This is a genomic window from Paenibacillus sp. ACRRY (assembly GCF_022346995.1).
In the GTDB taxonomy this organism is placed as follows: domain Bacteria; phylum Bacillota; class Bacilli; order Paenibacillales; family Paenibacillaceae; genus Paenibacillus.
In genome coordinates, this window is the sequence record NZ_JAKRNM010000005.1 from 346,162 (window position 1) to 362,106 (window position 15,945).

Annotated in this window: 14 protein-coding genes and 1 tRNA gene; 10 read left to right on the top strand and 5 right to left on the bottom strand. The window is 43.4% G+C overall.

Annotated features, from left to right (window positions below; all coding sequences use genetic code 11):
- The first annotated feature begins 49 nt into the window (after nucleotides 1–49).
- From mutM to MH144_RS19995, 4 genes are all read left to right on the top strand, one after another.
- Nucleotides 50–880 (top strand): DNA-formamidopyrimidine glycosylase, encoded by an 831-nt coding sequence (mutM, locus tag MH144_RS19980; RefSeq protein WP_239303511.1) that lies wholly within the window; start codon nucleotides 50–52, stop codon nucleotides 878–880.
- A 182-nt stretch (nucleotides 881–1,062) separates the two neighbouring features.
- Nucleotides 1,063–1,818, top strand: coding sequence for a manganese efflux pump (locus MH144_RS19985; RefSeq protein WP_239303514.1), 756 nt, complete (start codon nucleotides 1,063–1,065; stop codon nucleotides 1,816–1,818).
- Between the two features lie 9 nt (nucleotides 1,819–1,827).
- Entirely contained in the window at nucleotides 1,828–2,424 is a 597-nt protein-coding gene (gene coaE, locus MH144_RS19990) for a dephospho-CoA kinase (protein ID WP_239303516.1), read from the top strand.
- Complete coding sequence (locus MH144_RS19995; protein WP_239303518.1) at nucleotides 2,421–2,984, top strand: lytic transglycosylase domain-containing protein; 564 nt, start codon at nucleotides 2,421–2,423, stop codon at nucleotides 2,982–2,984. The genes coaE and MH144_RS19995 overlap by 4 nt, the downstream gene beginning before the upstream one ends.
- A 157-nt stretch (nucleotides 2,985–3,141) precedes the next feature.
- On the opposite strand, the gene MH144_RS20000 is transcribed toward MH144_RS19995, so the two are convergent.
- A complete protein-coding gene (locus tag MH144_RS20000) occupies nucleotides 3,142–3,366 on the bottom strand; it encodes an alpha/beta-type small acid-soluble spore protein (RefSeq protein ID WP_193722082.1) in 225 nt (74 codons plus the stop codon).
- Between the two features lie 113 nt (nucleotides 3,367–3,479).
- Between MH144_RS20000 and nrdR the strand changes: the two genes are divergently transcribed.
- The 3 genes from nrdR to MH144_RS20015 all read left to right on the top strand — a co-directional run bounded on the left by nrdR (nucleotide 3,480) and on the right by MH144_RS20015 (nucleotide 5,760).
- Nucleotides 3,480–3,947 carry a transcriptional regulator NrdR gene (nrdR, locus tag MH144_RS20005; RefSeq protein ID WP_095288107.1) on the top strand — a complete coding sequence of 156 codons (468 nt, stop codon included), beginning with the start codon at nucleotides 3,480–3,482 and terminating at the stop codon, nucleotides 3,945–3,947.
- A gap of 185 nt (nucleotides 3,948–4,132) precedes the next feature.
- A tRNA-Ala gene (locus MH144_RS20010) sits at nucleotides 4,133–4,205 on the top strand.
- A gap of 196 nt (nucleotides 4,206–4,401) precedes the next feature.
- Nucleotides 4,402–5,760, top strand: a complete 1,359-nt coding sequence (locus MH144_RS20015; protein ID WP_239303520.1) for an FAD-binding oxidoreductase — start codon at nucleotides 4,402–4,404, stop codon at nucleotides 5,758–5,760.
- Nucleotides 5,761–5,929: 169 nt separating this feature from the next.
- Here the strand turns inward: MH144_RS20015 and MH144_RS20020 are convergent, their stop codons facing one another.
- Nucleotides 5,930–7,579 (bottom strand): DUF4179 domain-containing protein, encoded by a 1,650-nt coding sequence (locus tag MH144_RS20020; RefSeq protein WP_239303522.1) that lies wholly within the window; start codon nucleotides 7,577–7,579, stop codon nucleotides 5,930–5,932.
- Nucleotides 7,554–8,099 (bottom strand): RNA polymerase sigma factor, encoded by a 546-nt coding sequence (locus MH144_RS20025; RefSeq protein ID WP_239303524.1) that lies wholly within the window; start codon nucleotides 8,097–8,099, stop codon nucleotides 7,554–7,556. The genes MH144_RS20020 and MH144_RS20025 overlap by 26 nt, the downstream gene beginning before the upstream one ends.
- A 473-nt stretch (nucleotides 8,100–8,572) precedes the next feature.
- Between MH144_RS20025 and MH144_RS20030 the strand changes: the two genes are divergently transcribed.
- Both MH144_RS20030 and MH144_RS20035 read left to right on the top strand, forming a co-directional pair.
- Nucleotides 8,573–9,418: an AraC family transcriptional regulator gene (locus tag MH144_RS20030; protein ID WP_239303526.1), complete on the top strand. Its 846-nt coding sequence runs from the start codon at nucleotides 8,573–8,575 to the stop codon at nucleotides 9,416–9,418.
- Between the two features lie 13 nt (nucleotides 9,419–9,431).
- Nucleotides 9,432–9,902, top strand: a complete 471-nt coding sequence (locus tag MH144_RS20035) for an NUDIX domain-containing protein (RefSeq protein WP_239303528.1) — start codon at nucleotides 9,432–9,434, stop codon at nucleotides 9,900–9,902.
- 627 nt (nucleotides 9,903–10,529) lie between these two features.
- Here MH144_RS20035 and MH144_RS20040 read toward each other — a convergent pair.
- Nucleotides 10,530–11,744, bottom strand: a complete 1,215-nt coding sequence (locus tag MH144_RS20040; RefSeq protein WP_239303530.1) for a helix-turn-helix domain-containing protein — start codon at nucleotides 11,742–11,744, stop codon at nucleotides 10,530–10,532.
- A gap of 915 nt (nucleotides 11,745–12,659) precedes the next feature.
- Entirely contained in the window at nucleotides 12,660–14,162 is a 1,503-nt protein-coding gene (locus tag MH144_RS20045; RefSeq protein WP_095288093.1) for a hypothetical protein, read from the bottom strand.
- A gap of 222 nt (nucleotides 14,163–14,384) precedes the next feature.
- Here MH144_RS20045 and MH144_RS20050 point away from each other — a divergent pair, with 222 nt between their 5' ends.
- Complete coding sequence (locus MH144_RS20050; protein ID WP_239303532.1) at nucleotides 14,385–15,869, top strand: amidase family protein; 1,485 nt, start codon at nucleotides 14,385–14,387, stop codon at nucleotides 15,867–15,869.
- Nucleotides 15,870–15,945: the final 76 nt, after the last annotated feature.

Below are 15,945 nucleotides of genomic sequence, written 5' to 3' on the forward strand. Positions count from 1 at the left end.
TCCCGCTGAAGCTCAACTTCCGTTATAATATAGGGGAGGTGAGAACATCATGCCGGAATTACCGGAAGTCGAAACAGTCAGAAGAACATTGAATCAGCTTGTTGTAGGTAAGACCATTGAACGCGTAACCGTTAACTTGCCGCGCATCATTCAGCGGCCGGACGATATAGAAGCATTTGCACTGGAACTCGCAGGACACACCATCATCGGAGTGGAGCGCAGGGGGAAGTTTTTACGGATTTTGTTGGACGGGCTGGTACTGGTCTCCCATCTGCGGATGGAAGGTAGATACGGCGTATACGAGCAGCACGAAGAAGTGGAGAAGCATACCCATGTTATCTTTCACTTCACGGATGGCACGGAATTGAGATACAAGGACGTACGGCAGTTTGGAACCATGCATTTGTTTGCAGCGGGAGAAGAGCTCGTATCCAAACCATTGTTAAAGCTCGGCCTTGAGCCGCTGGATCCAGCTTTTACCGTGGCTGCTTTTCGTGAAGCTGTTGGTAAACGGACAACCAAAATCAAGGCTGTATTGCTAAATCAGGCATATGTTGTTGGCATCGGGAATATTTATGTGGACGAAGCCCTTTTTCGCGCAGGCATTCACCCCGAAACCATTGCCAAGACGCTGACTGAAGCCCAATTGACGGTGCTGCACGAGGCTATTGTAGCTACACTGCAGGATGCCGTAAATGCAGGCGGATCCTCCATCAAATCGTATGTTAATGGACAAGGTGAGATGGGGATGTTCCAGCACCAATTGAAAATTTATGGTCGCAAATCCGAACCTTGCACAACGTGTGGTACATTGATTGAGAAAAGTGTTGTTGGTGGTCGCGGGACGCATTACTGTCCGAAGTGCCAACCCCTAAAGTAAGCCAAAATTGAAATGGTCGTTTACACGCTAACGGTTTGAATTTGTACGGAATGAACGAAATGATTAAAACGTAGCACCCATGGATTACTCCCTCCATATACTGATATGGCAGAAATAAGCGGGCGAATACCTACTTGTAACGGTAGGTGGAAACGAGTTCCCGCACAGGGGAGGAATCCAGGGTGCTGCATCATTTTATTTCATTGCTGGCGCTTGCTTTGGCGCTTAGTTTAGATGGTTTTGGTGTTGGGATTACATACGGGCTGCGCAGGACGAAGATCCCGCTGTTATCCATTGCTGTCATCTCCATTTGTTCGGGGTTGGTCATTGCGTTGTCCATGCAGGTGGGAGTACTGTTATCCCATGTGGTATCTCCTGATGTGGCTTCGTTCGTTGGTGCAGTTATTCTGATTGCCATCGGTGCGTGGTCATTAATTCAGTTGATCCGTAAGCAGGGGAAGGATCGCCTCGAATCGGAAGAGGGAACGGAATCAGTCGGAGATAAAGAGCAAGCAATCGATGCAGCGCGGGTCAAAGGAAGAAATCAAGTGCTGGCACTTGATCTTGAGCCATCTGCCTCCGGCGGATCGCTGGAACGCATGGTATTTACACTGGAACTTCGGAAATTAGGTGTTGTCATTCAAATATTACGCAGTCCTTCCAAAGCGGATATGGACAATTCGGGAAGCATATCTGCTCAGGAGGCGATGTGGCTTGGAATCGCGCTATCACTGGATGCCTTCGGTGCAGGGCTCGGAGCTGCTTTGCTCGGTTTCCCCACATTGTGGACTGCGCTTGTCATCGCGCTGTTCAGTGGCGCGTTTCTGTTAATAGGCATGAAAGTCGGATTGCGTTTTTCAGCTCTGCGCTGGATGAGAAGGCTGTCCGTACTGCCTGCGTTGTTACTGATGATTATGGGAATAATGAAGCTGTTATGAGGTGAAACGATGAATATTGGCTTAACCGGCGGGATCGCAACGGGAAAGAGCAGTGTTTCCGCCCTTCTTGCCAGTAAGGGAGCGCTGCTGATTGATGCAGACGTGATTGCCCGGGAGGTCATGATGCCCGGGCATCATGTTTTGGCTGCCGCCGTACAGCGGTTTGGACAAGCCATATTAAATGAAGACGGGACACTGGACCGGAAAAAGCTGGGCAGCATTGTGTTTCAAAATCCCGATGAGCGTAAAGCCCTCGAGGCAATCACACACCCGGCTATTCGCCAGGAGATGCGGGAACGTGCTGCTGCATATGAAGAGGCCTACCCGGACAAGCTTGTGGTATCGGATATTCCTTTATTGTTTGAATCCGGTCTGGAAAAAGGATTTGATGAGGTTGTCGTTGTTTACGTCCCGAGATCCCTGCAGCGGGAGCGGCTGATGAGCCGGGATGGCATGACAGAGGAACAGGCTGACGCCCGTATTAATGCGCAGATGGATATTGAACATAAGAAGCAGCGTGCTGACGTGGTCATTGACAACAGCGGCTTATGGTCGGAGACGGAGCAGCAGGTTATTTCATTTTTGCATCATAAGGGTCTGATATGAAGTTATTGCGCAAGAAACGGGTACTGCTGTTGATGTTTGTTTCATTTGTATTGGTACTGTTCCTGAATACAAACTGGATGGCGTGGTTTTATCCGATTCATTACAAGGAAGAGATTCGTGCGCAATCACAGAGCTATGAGGTGGACCCTTTCCTTATCGCTTCCATCATTAAGGTGGAAACCAATTTCAAGACAAGCAAGGAATCCAGAAGAGGTGCCATCGGGCTGATGCAGCTAATGCCGGATACGGCCAACTGGATCATGGAGCAGGCCAAAATTCCGGGAACCTCGTTAGAGGAGCTGAAGCATGAACCGGGCAGGAACATTCAGCTTGGGACATGGTACCTGCGTAACCTCTCAGAACAGTTTGAAGGCAATGACACGGCCATGATTGCCGCATACAATGCAGGACCAGGCAAAGTAAGTGGATGGATCAGAGATGGTGTCTGGGACGGCTCATTCGAGACAGTCAAAGACATTCCTTTTGGAGAAACCCGGCACTATGTACAACGAGTGATTTATTATTATAATCAGTATGTAAAGATCTATAATACGTTCTAATGGCTGATTGCTCTTGGATTATGCGGTAGTCTGGAGTAAAATCGGTTTGAATTGAATCTGGATATCGTATGTCTTATTTAATAGTAGAAGCACAGAGCAGGCCGGTTGTTCACCGGCCGCTCCATGCTCCTCTGTCTAACGTATTACAATGCAGATATTATTGGTATTGACCTGCCAATTGCTGTTCTGCAATTGTTACCAGACGTTTCGTGATGTATCCACCGATCGAACCGTTCTCGTAAGAAGTCATGTTACCTTGGTATCCGTCTTGTGGGATGCTGATTCCGAGTTCTTGAGCAACTTCATATTTCATTTGCTCCAGTGCTGCGGAAGCGCGAGTTACTACCAAGTTGTTGGAGTTACCGTTGCTGTTTTGGGCCATTGCTGTTCACCTCCTCGCGGTTGGTAAAAGTATTATGTGTCTTCAATGCGATTTTCATAACTAGAAGTGCCAGGGAATTTATGGTAAAAGAAAAACATGGGAAGTGATCTGAGTTGAAATGTCCTTATTGCGCCTATCTAGGTACAAAAGTGCTGGATTCTAGGCCTGCTAATGAATCAAAATCCATCCGCCGTCGTCGTGAGTGTGAGCAGTGTAGTCGCCGTTTCACAACGTTTGAAATGGTCGAAGAGACACCGCTGATCGTGATCAAGAAAGATGGCAGCCGTGAAGAGTTTAGTCGCGACAAAATTCTCCGTGGCCTTATCCGGGCTTGTGAGAAACGTCCTGTCTCTGTAGAGACGCTGGAGATGATGGTTTCCGAGGTGGAGAAGTCACTGCGTAACACTGCTGAAGCTGAAGTGGAAAGCCGCCAGATTGGCGAGCTGTTGATGGAGCAGTTGTTCCCGGTTGATGAAGTTGCCTATGTGCGGTTCGCTTCTGTGTATCGCCAATTCAAAGACATCAATATGTTCATGAAAGAACTGAAGTCGTTGTTATCCAAAGAGGATCTCGACGATTAAGAAGTGGATTATGGGAGAAGAGCAGTCTGCGCTTGTAAAAATGAGTGTTCTTGTCTGTACAGAGGTTGTTCTTCTCCAAACACTTTGCGTTCTGAAAAAGTTATTGACAGCTAAAGCTGCATTTTATATGATATAGGAGTCGCCTGTGAAACTTCGCAGAAGCGGACAAGTACATATATAAATGTGGGGCCTTAGCTCAGCTGGGAGAGCGCATCGCTGGCAGCGATGAGGTCAGGGGTTCGATCCCCCTAGGCTCCATAAAATTATGAAAAAGTCGATCTGAGAAGATCGGCTTTTTTGCATATTAAATGCGCTCTTGCTTCAAGTTAAGCTACTTATTTGTATAAATTAAACTCACTTCTTCATTTTAGTTTTCACCTCATTAGCCCATTCCCTCCGCGAATGTCCTTCATACAGTATAAGGTGCCTATATCGTATGACGGAAGAACATTAGTTGAAATTGAAAACGGAGCTTACAGGGAGAGTTATTTTCAAAGGAGATCCGGGCTATGAGGCCGCGCGGAAGAATTGGGATCCTCATACCGACAGATATCCTAAAGTGTTTGTCTTTGCCAAGAAAACGAAAGACGTTTCGAATGCCATCAAGTGGGCTCGGGAACATAAGGTGCCCATTCGGCCAAGGAGTGGAAGACACTCTCTGGAGGTGAATCTTTCACAGGTAAACGGTGGAATCGTCATCGATGTGAGTGATTTGAATACAGTGAAACTGAACAAAAAGAAGGGTACGGTCGTTGTGGGAACCGGCAACCGTGTGGGAAGAATCGCCAATATGCTGGCACGACAAGGATTCATCGCTCCCTTCGGTGATAGTCCTACGGTAGGAATCGGCGGTATCACATTAGGCGGTGGAATTGGACCTCTTCAGCGATCCATTGGTCTCATCAGTGACAATCTTCTTGAAATCGAGATGGTCGATGCAAACGGCAAAGTGATTCGTGCGAGTAAAACCTGTAATCCAGACCTGTTTTGGGCCTCTCGCGGTGGTGGCGGAGGTAATTTCGGTGTGTACACCAAGTATAAATTCAAAGTACACCGAGCCCCAGCGAAGGCTACCGTATTTCGCATCACTTGGCCATGGAATCAATTCGAAAAGGTATTTAAAGCATGGCAAAAGTGGGCTCCATCCGTTAACTTCAAGCTGGGTAGCGAGTTATCCATCGGACCGAAAAAAGGCGGTAATGTCAGCATGGAGGGCTTGTTTTTGGGTTCCAAAACGGAGGCACTCCGTTTGCTAAAACCGATTACGAGCGTTGGAACACCCACAAATTCAATTATCCGGCTAGTGCCGTACCCAGAAGCAGTGAAATTCCTATTGCCTCCTGATCCAGTGCTTACGCAAAGGTACAGCAACCAATTCTCTTCTGGCTTTGCCAAATGTCCGTTTCCTGATAAAGCTATTAAACCCATGCGGGATTTTTTGGAGAACGTGGAAGGAGAAGATGCCGGCTTCTTCTTCCTTAACTGGGGCGGTGCTGTGAGCCGTAAGTCACCAAAATCAACTGCATTTTACTGGCGCAAAGCGAAATTTTATGTGGAATGGAACAGCTCATGGACCAAAGCATCCGAAGCCGCCAAAAACATCGCTATCGTTCGTATGACCCGCAAGAAACTGCAGCCATTCATTGTAGGATCCTATATTAACGTTCCGGATCAGGGAATTAAGAACTCAGGGCCCGTTTACTATGGAGCGAACTATGCCAGATTACGGAGAGTCAAAGCTAAGTATGATCCAAAAAATGTGTTCAATAATCCGCAAAGCATCATTCCAGCGAAGAATGCAAAAGTAAAATAATATGGTTGAGTTAGCTTGGAAGAAGAGGACAGAGGCTGCTGTAAAGCAGCATATCAGCTGTAGACATCTCAGGTCTGGAAGCGATAACAATGCGTAGTATAGGAAAATGCCCTTGTACAAGGGCATTTTTTTTCGCAATGGTTATTTTATCTTGGTTAAGGTTTGGTTACTATTTAGTGCTATGAAGTGGAATTCGTAAATCTTCATCCGACTTCTTCGTTGTATAGTTCGATACATAAAGATCAATGTCTTTACCCTTAAAGTCATGAAATACTTCTGTATGTTTATTATCGGTATCGTTGAAATACAGTGGCGTTAAATATTGCTTTTCTCCCTGCTCAAGGAAATAAGTCTGGTTGATCCCGCCAAATGTAGACTCTGGGCTGGACGACCCAACGTACAGGTTCCCGTCCTTGAGATAATAAGTCCAGTTGATATGGAACCCTTCGTATTCACTTGTTATCGTTTGTGGCTGAGTCGAAATATCCTTTAGACGAATAGAAGTCTGGCCACCAGCATGCTCATCAACTCGGTCCTTCGCAATCAAGGTTACGGGTTTGTTGGCCACAGAACTTACATCTATGAGAGATGAGTCGGACTGCTCAAATCGCAGTTCAGTCTGGTTAGGATTCAACGTGCCTTCGAGAGAAACATAGCCTTCCAAAACTTTGCCACCCACTTCCAACTGATAAGTCCGATATGGCAGTCTGTAGTAGTCTTCTTGATGATCAATAGTTAAACGAATCTGGGTTGGCGTTACCACTATCCCACTGATTCTAGCCTCTCCATCCAATGACTGCAGTGGAATATCCATTTCTTTCTTGACTGAACCTGTTCCCATCTGCTGTTGAGACAAGGAGAGATCGACGTTCCAGGTTCCATCTGTTCGCTCTTTCTCATGTGTATATGTGAAGGCAATCCGATTAGCTTCTTCTTTGAATTGCTTCTCATTAAATATTTGCATACTGGAGTATGCTCCGGTTGCACCTTCTGTACCGTAAACTGGGCTTTCCGTTTCTTTAAGCATGTTCCCGTCTGCATCATAGGCTGTAATTCTGGCCCAAGTCTGTTCATTCAACTCCGTATCTGTAAAAGTCACGTTGGAACGAATCATGATCTGATCTTCCGTGTGCTGGAAGGATTGTACTTCTACCGTTTCGATTCCGTCTTTTTGTATATTAAATTTCTGAGTATTAGTGTTCTTGGGATCGAGTGTAATGTCCTCTTGAATGTCTTGCAAATATGTTACACCTGTAATGGCGAATTGTAGATCGGATTGGTTCTCTGACATCACCCAGTCCGTTTCGAAGTATCCCTGATACACACCTTGCTCTTCGTTCCATTGTTGATAATAGTGCCCTTCAATAGGTGTACCCTCACTGTCTTTCAAGACCATCTGATCATATCTGATTTCTGCTCCGTCTGTTTCCATGCCAGATTTAATCGTATAGAGAAGGACTGTTCGGTTATCGTCCACAAAAGCGTTATGCACCGTTAAGGTTACTCCGTGAGCCGTGACGCTTTTTTCAATAGACTGACCATATCCGGCTTGGAGAGCTGATTCAATTCCTGACTTATGGGATAAAACATCGCTCCAATCATATTGAAAGGCCGCATATACCGGAGTAGCCATTACAGCTACAGATACACCGAGGACAATAGCAACTTTCGTCTTACTGCGCTGTGATCTTTCCTTGAGCTGATCTGCCACCCGTAGCTCGTCCATCTGTATGCTGTTAAACATCTTATCAAAATCCGGATATTCGATGTGGTCTGAATGTTTCATGTGGTTCTTAACCTTGGATTCTACTGTATTCAAAACGATTCTCTCCTCTCAGGTTAACCTTCTCGTAGTACTCAAGTTTCTTTCGCATCAATTTGAGAGCCTTGTGCAATCTGGATCGCACGGTGCCCTGACGTATATTGAGGATTTCCGAGATTTCAGCAACAGATAGATCACCGATGTATCGCAGGGTTATAACACTGCGCAGCTTGTCAGGTAATTGGCGCAATTGTTTCTCCAATTCAGCGAAGGATAACTTTGCCATGACCATTCCATCCACTGAACTTCTAGCAAGAGCCTCGGATTGTTGTAAGTTCTGTAGTTGATCTTGCTTATCATTTTTGACTTTGTTCTTACGAATAATGTTGAGGCATTGATTCATGGCGATCCGCATAATCCAGGCCTTGAGGTGTGTAACATTTCTCCAGTCCTGCCGAAACACAGTTACAAACACATCATGGCATACATCCTCGGCATCCTGAATGTTTTTGAGCATATACAAGCAGGTACGATATACATCTTTGTTGTAAGAATAGAAGAGTTCATGCTCGGTCACTTCTGCTACTCCTTTCTTGTTGGGATATATAATAGACAAGTGAGCGCCGAAAATGATTCACTTTTTTTTATCCTAGCCCACATATAGAGAGTGTTGAGACATTCCAGTACCGCTGGTGATTCATTGGAACATGCACTTATTATGCTATTATTAAATCTATAATTTTCTTAATGAGGAGGTTTTTTGTTATTGTAACCCAAGAGTTTGAACAGTCCAATCCTATCCATATTAGCACGCCCTTATCCTCGTACATTCCTTACATAGAATGGGGAATCATCATGTTCTTCATCATCCTTGGCAGTATCTTTGTAATTAGAATTGGTCAGAGAATCATTAGACTGCTTGATCTTTTAATTATTGAAAAAACTAACAGTAATAAACAGATGCAATCCGACCGGACAGATCAAAGCAAATAATGACAGGCCGCGAAACAAGTATTCCTCTATTATAGAAATCAAGGAGTGGTCAACCGTATGAACTGGATTGAATCGTTGCAGAAGGCTATACAGTATATCGAAGAGCACCTACTCGAAAATGTAACGATAGAGCAGATCTCAGCGCAGGCGCATATCTCGCCTTTTTATTTTCAACGTACGTTTACGCTGTTAACAGATGTTACCGTATTCGAATATATAAGGCGTAGACGATTAACACTGGCAGCACATGAACTGTTGCAGAGTGACCACAAAATTATTGATCTGGCGCACAAGTACGGATATGACACTCCTGAATCTTTCTCTAAAGCTTTTCGCAGACAGCATGGAATTGCACCCAGTGAAGCACGAAAAAGCAGCAATTCAGTCAAATCGTATAATCGCTTGGTTATTCAAGTCAGTTTAAAAGGAGCGGAACCGATGAATTATAAAATTGTTGAACAGGCTGCATTTACATTGGTTGGGATCAAGCAAGCTTTCTCTTATGTAGATGGAGAAAATTTACGAGAAATCCCGAAGATGTGGCAAGAAGCGTATTCGAGCGGAACAGAAGACCGTTTACTGGAACTTAATAATGGGGCTATACGAGGATTACTTGGAGTCTGTGTAGATCAGACCGAAATTGAAGAGAAGCAAATGGAATACTGGATTGGTACGGCGTTTGATGGTGAAACACCTGAAGGACTATCATCCATCACCATTCCTGCTTCCAAATGGAGTGTTTTCGAAGTTCAGGGCCCAATGCCTGAAAGCATACAGAGCTTGTGGAAACAGATCGTTTCCGAATGGTTTCCATCTAATCCTTATGAGCATGCAGGAACTCCGGAATTAGAGGTTTATCCAGGTCCTCATCATGCGCCACAGATTTGGATACCGATTAAATAAGGGAGTGAGCGTAATGACTTCGAAATTTCATCATCTGGCAAGGGGAATTATTATCAATCAGGATCAGGTTCTGCTCGCCCATGCCATTGGTCATCAAAATACGTTCTTGCCAGGAGGCCACATTGAATTTGGTGAAAGCGCACCTGATGCACTGAAAAGAGAGATTGAAGAGGAACTGGGGCTGTCATGTTACATTGATGGATATTTAGGATCAGTAGAGCATCGGTGGGAGAAAGATAAGGAGTTACACTGCGAAATGAACCATGTTTTCAGAGTGAACGTTCCTGAACTGGATGTGTTACGATCTCCTGTATCCCTTGAGTCTCATATTGAATTCTATTGGGCGTCCGTGTATGAGCTTGCTGGGCATCATTTGCAGCCTTATCCATTCCGTAAGTTAATTCCACAGCTTGTCAGAGGAGATACATCGATATGGTGGGAAAGTACGTTGAAGGATGGCATAACAGCGGATAATATCGAATAAGGTTACTACTCTTGTTAGGTGAGAGTAAGGAATTCATTCCGTTTAATATTGTTCTCTATATTTAGAAGATGGCGGTGTCTAAAAGCCTTTCAATACCCTTCATCAACACCTTAGTTCAAAATCTTAGTTCAACACCATTTTTTAAAACCATAGATTAACACCTTTAATTAATACCTTTTTACAGGCGAAAAAAGTGTCTCAAAAGGCTTGATCCATAAGGGCTTCTGTATCTGGATAATTTTAGATACGGAAAGCTCTTATTTTTATGCAAAATGATAACGCTAAGGTACACATTAGGAAACGCCAAACCAACACTACATGTATAGAAATACCCATTAACGATCAATACATCCAAATGAGCAAAATCAGTATGAACATCACTTACATAACAAAATCACATGAGATAAAACGTTATCCACAGTTTTATTGACGAAATTGGGATTCACAGGAAGTTATGAGATCACATCTATTTCGCTATTTAAAGAGCAGATCCAACTATAAGCTCACAATAATGGGAAGAATAGAAAAAACAAATAGCAGTCATTCTACCATTCGTAGAACCACTGCAACATAAATTAGACTGAAACCAATGATAAGGATGCACAAATAAATCTAACCTTATAGAAATTAGACGACGTGTGCTTGAGATTGATTATTTATTTGTTTTTTCATATACTTCTCAATTTCCATCTTGATCTCCAGAATTGGAGCTGGAAGAGTTCTGATCCGGTAATAATGTTGGACAAACCATTCAGGTTGTTGTCTGAAACGATTAAGCCAGCAGGAATGAATGAGACGAAGTTTGTCCCACACTTTAACTTGTTGGCTATGCGCTGCTTCGATTAGTTCTTGATTCATAATGGAGATCTCATCATTAGCAGATAGGTTGGTCTCCGCCATGTGTTTCTTTTGTTTGATCTGTTCAAGCTCCACAGATAGTTGAACTGCATAGTTTAACTCGGCTGATTCCATAACGGACCGAAAATAAGCGCTGATCTCATTCAGTTCATTCTTTTCTTCATTCACAATATAGGATGAATCTTCTCTGTAGATCATGTTAAAGAAGGTCTGTGACCGTCTGCTATAATTTTGAATGCTAAAGAGAGCATGGTCGAAAATTTCAGTTGCATACTCATATCCAAATTTCGCATAGTAATCTTCCATGACTTTGGCTATTTGCCAAACCGCTTTCCGGGATATAAAGTCACAACAAAAACGATGCTTCATAAGCTGTTTGGTCACCCACAGCTCAGCACCTTCAGAATAGATTTCACCCATGTCAATCCATTTGGAGTGAACGTTTAGTACTTGGAAGTTTTCAGTATGTATTTTGATCTTCAGATATTTAGAAGCCTTCTTAAGGATCGTGATCGCTTCTTTTGGCGTGCGAACGTTAAGCAGTCCAGTTGGTCCATAAAGATCATTAATATAACCCCAGCGGAAATTACCTGGAATATAGATAAGCTCTTTGCCAACATAATGAAGCACAAAGCGTTGAACATTTCGATCTTCAGACAGAAATTCATCGCAAGTAAAGAAGGCAAAATTTTTGGCATAGAGCGTTTCTTGTGAAACTTCCGCTTGATCACGCACAAAGATATAACGGTCAAAGAACAATGTACCAGCGTTATTGTAGTGAATAATACCCTCGTGTTCTAACTTGTGGAGAAGAATTCGGATTCGATAAGTGGAGGTACCCATTCGTTTAGCAAGTTCGGTCTGAGAAAGAGGAACTTCTCCACCATATGCGCAAACGGTACCCAGCAGGAGTTTAAGTTTGAAAAGCAAACGAGTATCATGATGTAGGGTCTGTGCATCGAATAGATCAGGATGGTGTTTCATCTGCGCTTCTCCTTACTCCCAACTGTAAAAATGGGTATGGAAAATAAGGGTTTTGGCTTTTGTTTTTTTAGAAGACATGCTATAATGAACACATCAAAAAAGAAGCAAGACCAAGACCCCGACTTTTCGTGGTTTTAATAAGTGCCAGTCGCCAAACTATCCACTTATTAGAACGATATCGTTGGGTTCTTTTTTTTATTTTAACAGAGATTTTTATTAGCTTTCCATTTACTATAAATAGATTATAGCATCCGTCTATTTAATTGGGAACACCATGAAAAGTACGAGAAATGCGTAATAAAAATAGAAATGAAGAATGAAACCTAATTTTACGATCATACATATAGTACGAGAAAAAAGGTAGAAATTAAAAATAGGGCTACAAGCTTGCATTTATGTTGTACTCGACAAAACTATAAATTTTTTTTGAACTTTATAGTACGTGGAATTCGTAATAAATTTATTAAGGTACGAGTTTTGAGTAATAATTATTAGAAAGTACGAAAAAAAAGTGAGAATTACGTTAATATTCAGGTTGGTACCCTGTAGTGTAAAGCTTGAAACATCAAATTGAAGTACGAGTTTTTCGTAATAAAAATGAGACAGTCTTTTCAATCCATTTTATATTGAGAATAATGAATTGAAGTACGAATAATAAGTAAGAAAATGAAATCAGGTACGTAGTTTTCGTAATAAAAAAATGTGATGTAGCTGCTCTAATGGCGTTACATTCAGATATTTATTTTTATTACGAGATGAAGTACGAAAAAAAAGTAATAATTTAATGCCAGTACGAGAAATGAGTAATAAAAATTCAATGAAGAAGCACAGAAAAAGAAGCCCGTAACTCTAATCATCAGGTTAAATGGGGCTGTATGAGAACCTACATAAGCAAAAAAAATTGGAGAATGAGGTTCATTCTCCAATAAGTTCAGTCTGTATAGGAAAGGTAAGCTGAATAGGCGGCTCCGCTTGATCGAAAAAGTCATGCATCTCCGTGTGTGTCAATGGAATAAACGAGATCTCAAAAGAGGAATGAAGTCGTTTATAATCGGCAATGAGGAAATTCAGGCTTTTGAACTCCTCTAGCGCGTCCTGGATCTTTTTCATGTTTTGTTCCGTTTTTCTTTTGTCCATTCGGACTTTACGCAAGAAGTAGCTGAGCGGGAAGATATCGATGAATTGGTTCCCTTGTACATACCGCTCCAGACGCTCTTTCTGTAATGCATGTACCAAAATTTTAGAGATGTTTCCTTCAATGGAATTGAGGCTGTCTCTATAGATTTTGACGGTCTGTTGATTAATGTACTGCTGGTGGAAATACGTACCGATAACAATTTCGGCGTAACGTCTGCCATTGGGATTGGAGTTGATGACAACCGAGTCAAATATCGACCAGTCGGCAGAACCGGATCTTGCTTTTTCAGACTTCTTCTTAATTACGGCCTGGAAGCCAAACGACCTGATTTTACGCAATCTTTTCTCAATCTCAACGTAGTTTTTAACACCAGAAGAATTATAGGCTTTGCTGACCAGCTTGGAAATATCAACAGTGATCGTCCGATCCGTGTAAAAGGATTCATCCTTCTGGGAAAGGACATAGAAAATGATATCCCGATCAGTACCATCCAATGATTTCGTAAGGCTTTTATCCGCGAGCAGGAAATCTCCATCCTCAACCTTGATAATGGTGCGCAGGAACTCATTGTCACTGATCTCATAATCATCAAAATAGGTTTGTTTGTTGGTGATTTCGTCCAATTCCATTCGGATCTTAAGGTTTGTTGATTTTTCCGCAAAAACGACATCTTCGATCAATCCATGAGGCTGCACATCGACTGCATTGGTTAGATCGTGTTTATCAATAATATCAGCCACAATAAAGTGCAGATCGGTGTCGATGGCCTTTTTGATCTGATTGGTTTTTTTACTCGACAAGTAACGATAGTCCGTGAGGTAAGTGGAGCTGGTGGTTGCCCACTCACTAATTTGTTGCAAACGTAGAGCGGGTAAATCATTCAGGTCCTTTACGCCAATCAATCTTTCGGATTCAGCAACGATATCCAGTCCCGCATTCGATGCTTTCATTTGCTCCAGCGCAAGTTTCCAAGAGCTAATTTCGATCAGAACAGGATTGTTTGGCACGGAATCCAGTTCCTCTTTAAATTTCTTGAGCCAATACTTTTTGCTCTGTTGTCTTTTACGATAATTTTTATCCCGAATCTCAACGTGGTCTTCCAGATGAGGCGTATCAAATCCAAAATTCTGGATTAAGAGCTCCTTGATTAGCTCAAAGAGCCACGTCTCTTTTGAGGTGCTGGTCGTTTCCTTGTAAACGTACATGTATAGATGATCGACAATTCTTGGTGGTAAGCACTCAATTGTCTTGGTAATTGCAAAAAGCGAAAGTTTAACCATAGCCATTCTCCCTTAAAAAAACTTCTCCCTAAAAATATATCATAACTTCATATCAATTAGGGCAGGGATTATCATGGAAACGGATTTAGTTTAGGGAAAAGACGACGTATCCATGTCTATCTCTTCATCTATATTGCGTCTCATTCCATGCTGCAAGGTGAGAGGACAACAGGCAGGTTCGTTGAACTATAAGTAGTAGACTATCAAAAGGAGAGACTATAAATGGATAGAACGACAAATGAGCTTCTAATAGAGGCAGACATCACTTCTCTACAGTCCGCGATGGAATCCGAATTGTTATCGTCAGAGGTCTGCGTTCGTTGGTATTTGGAGCGAATTGCGAGGCTCGACCCTAAACTGAATTCGGTACTCGAAGTCAATCCGGACGCGATAGAGGAAGCTATTGCGCTTGACGCGGAGCGGAGGGAACAGGGAGTGCGCGGACCGCTTCATGGTATCCCCATCCTGCTCAAGGATAATATCGATACAGGAGATCACATGCATACCAGTGCGGGTTCGGTCGCGCTAGCAGAACATATTGCACAGTCAGATTCAATGGTGGCTGCACAGTTAAGAGCGGCCGGAGCCGTATTTATTGGAAAGGCAAACATGACGGAATGGGCAAACTTCATGTCGAGCACCATGTGGTCCGGATATAGCTCAAGGGGCGGACAGACCTTGAATCCATACGGTCCTGGAGAGCTGTTCGTTGGGGGTTCGAGTTCGGGCTCCGCAGCAGCCGTAGCTGCTAATCTGTGTACCGCCGCCATAGGTACAGAAACATCAGGTTCAATTATTAGTCCAGCCTCGCAAAACAGCCTTGTTGGCCTTAAGCCGACGATCGGTCTGGTCAGTCGTACAGGGATTATCCCCATTGCCTATAGCCAGGATTCAGCCGGCCCGATGACGCGTTCGGTCAGAGATGCTGCAATTTTGCTTGGTGCGATGACTGCAGTGGATCCGGATGATGCTGTGATGCATGAGAACGGAAGGAAAGCTTATACAGATTATACGCCCTTTCTGGATGCAAATGGACTGCGAGGCGCAAGAATTGGCGTTCCGCGATTCTACTATAAGGATCTGGATGAAGCACGTGCAGCAGTTATCGAACGAGCTATCCGTGTATGTAGAGAACAGGGCGCAATCATTATTGACCCGGTGTCATTGCCTTGTGAGAGTGCGAAGTGGGACTGGGACGTAATGCGATATGAATTTAAAAAAGGGTTAAATGACTATCTGGCCAAAGCCGGTTCTGGTGCTTACGTTCAAACGTTAGATGAGCTTATCGCTTATAATGAGGCAAATGCTGATGTTGCGCTTAAATATGGACAAGATACGCTGATCTGGTCGAATGAAACAAGTGGTATCTTGTCTGAACCGGAGTATGCCGAGAGTCTGCAGCTTAATCGTCAGCTTTCCCGGGACGAAGGTATTGACTATGCAATCCGTGAGAATGAGTTAGATGCGCTAATATTTCTGGGTAACGAGGAAGGACTCGATTTGTCTGCACGCGCGGGTTATCCTGTAATTACCGTTCCGGGCGAATACGTTGACACAGGCATCGTTGGTGAAGATGGATACACGACCAAAGGGCCACAGGGAATTACATTTGTCGGAACTGCCTACAGCGAGCCTGTCCTTTTTCGACTAGCTTACGCCTACGAACAAGCGACCAACTATCGTTTCGCACCTAATGATGAGCTCTAATCTGTTTATCAAAAACCATACGTAAAATATCTGAAATGTACAGTACAGTTAAACACTATAGACGGTAACCACCACT

Coding starts and splice junctions, on each gene's coding strand:
- mutM (WP_239303511.1), top strand. CDS start 50: ATGCCGGAATTACCGGAAGTCGAAACAGTCAGAAGAACATTGAATCAG.
- coaE (WP_239303516.1), top strand. CDS start 1,828: ATGAATATTGGCTTAACCGGCGGGATCGCAACGGGAAAGAGCAGTGTT.
- MH144_RS19995 (WP_239303518.1), top strand. CDS start 2,421: ATGAAGTTATTGCGCAAGAAACGGGTACTGCTGTTGATGTTTGTTTCA.
- MH144_RS20000 (WP_193722082.1), bottom strand. CDS start 3,366: ATGGCCCAAAACAGCAACGGTAACTCCAACAACTTGGTAGTAACTCGC.
- MH144_RS20030 (WP_239303526.1), top strand. CDS start 8,573: ATGAACTGGATTGAATCGTTGCAGAAGGCTATACAGTATATCGAAGAG.
- MH144_RS20035 (WP_239303528.1), top strand. CDS start 9,432: ATGACTTCGAAATTTCATCATCTGGCAAGGGGAATTATTATCAATCAG.
- MH144_RS20040 (WP_239303530.1), bottom strand. CDS start 11,744: ATGAAACACCATCCTGATCTATTCGATGCACAGACCCTACATCATGAT.
- MH144_RS20045 (WP_095288093.1), bottom strand. CDS start 14,162: ATGGTTAAACTTTCGCTTTTTGCAATTACCAAGACAATTGAGTGCTTA.
- MH144_RS20050 (WP_239303532.1), top strand. CDS start 14,385: ATGGATAGAACGACAAATGAGCTTCTAATAGAGGCAGACATCACTTCT.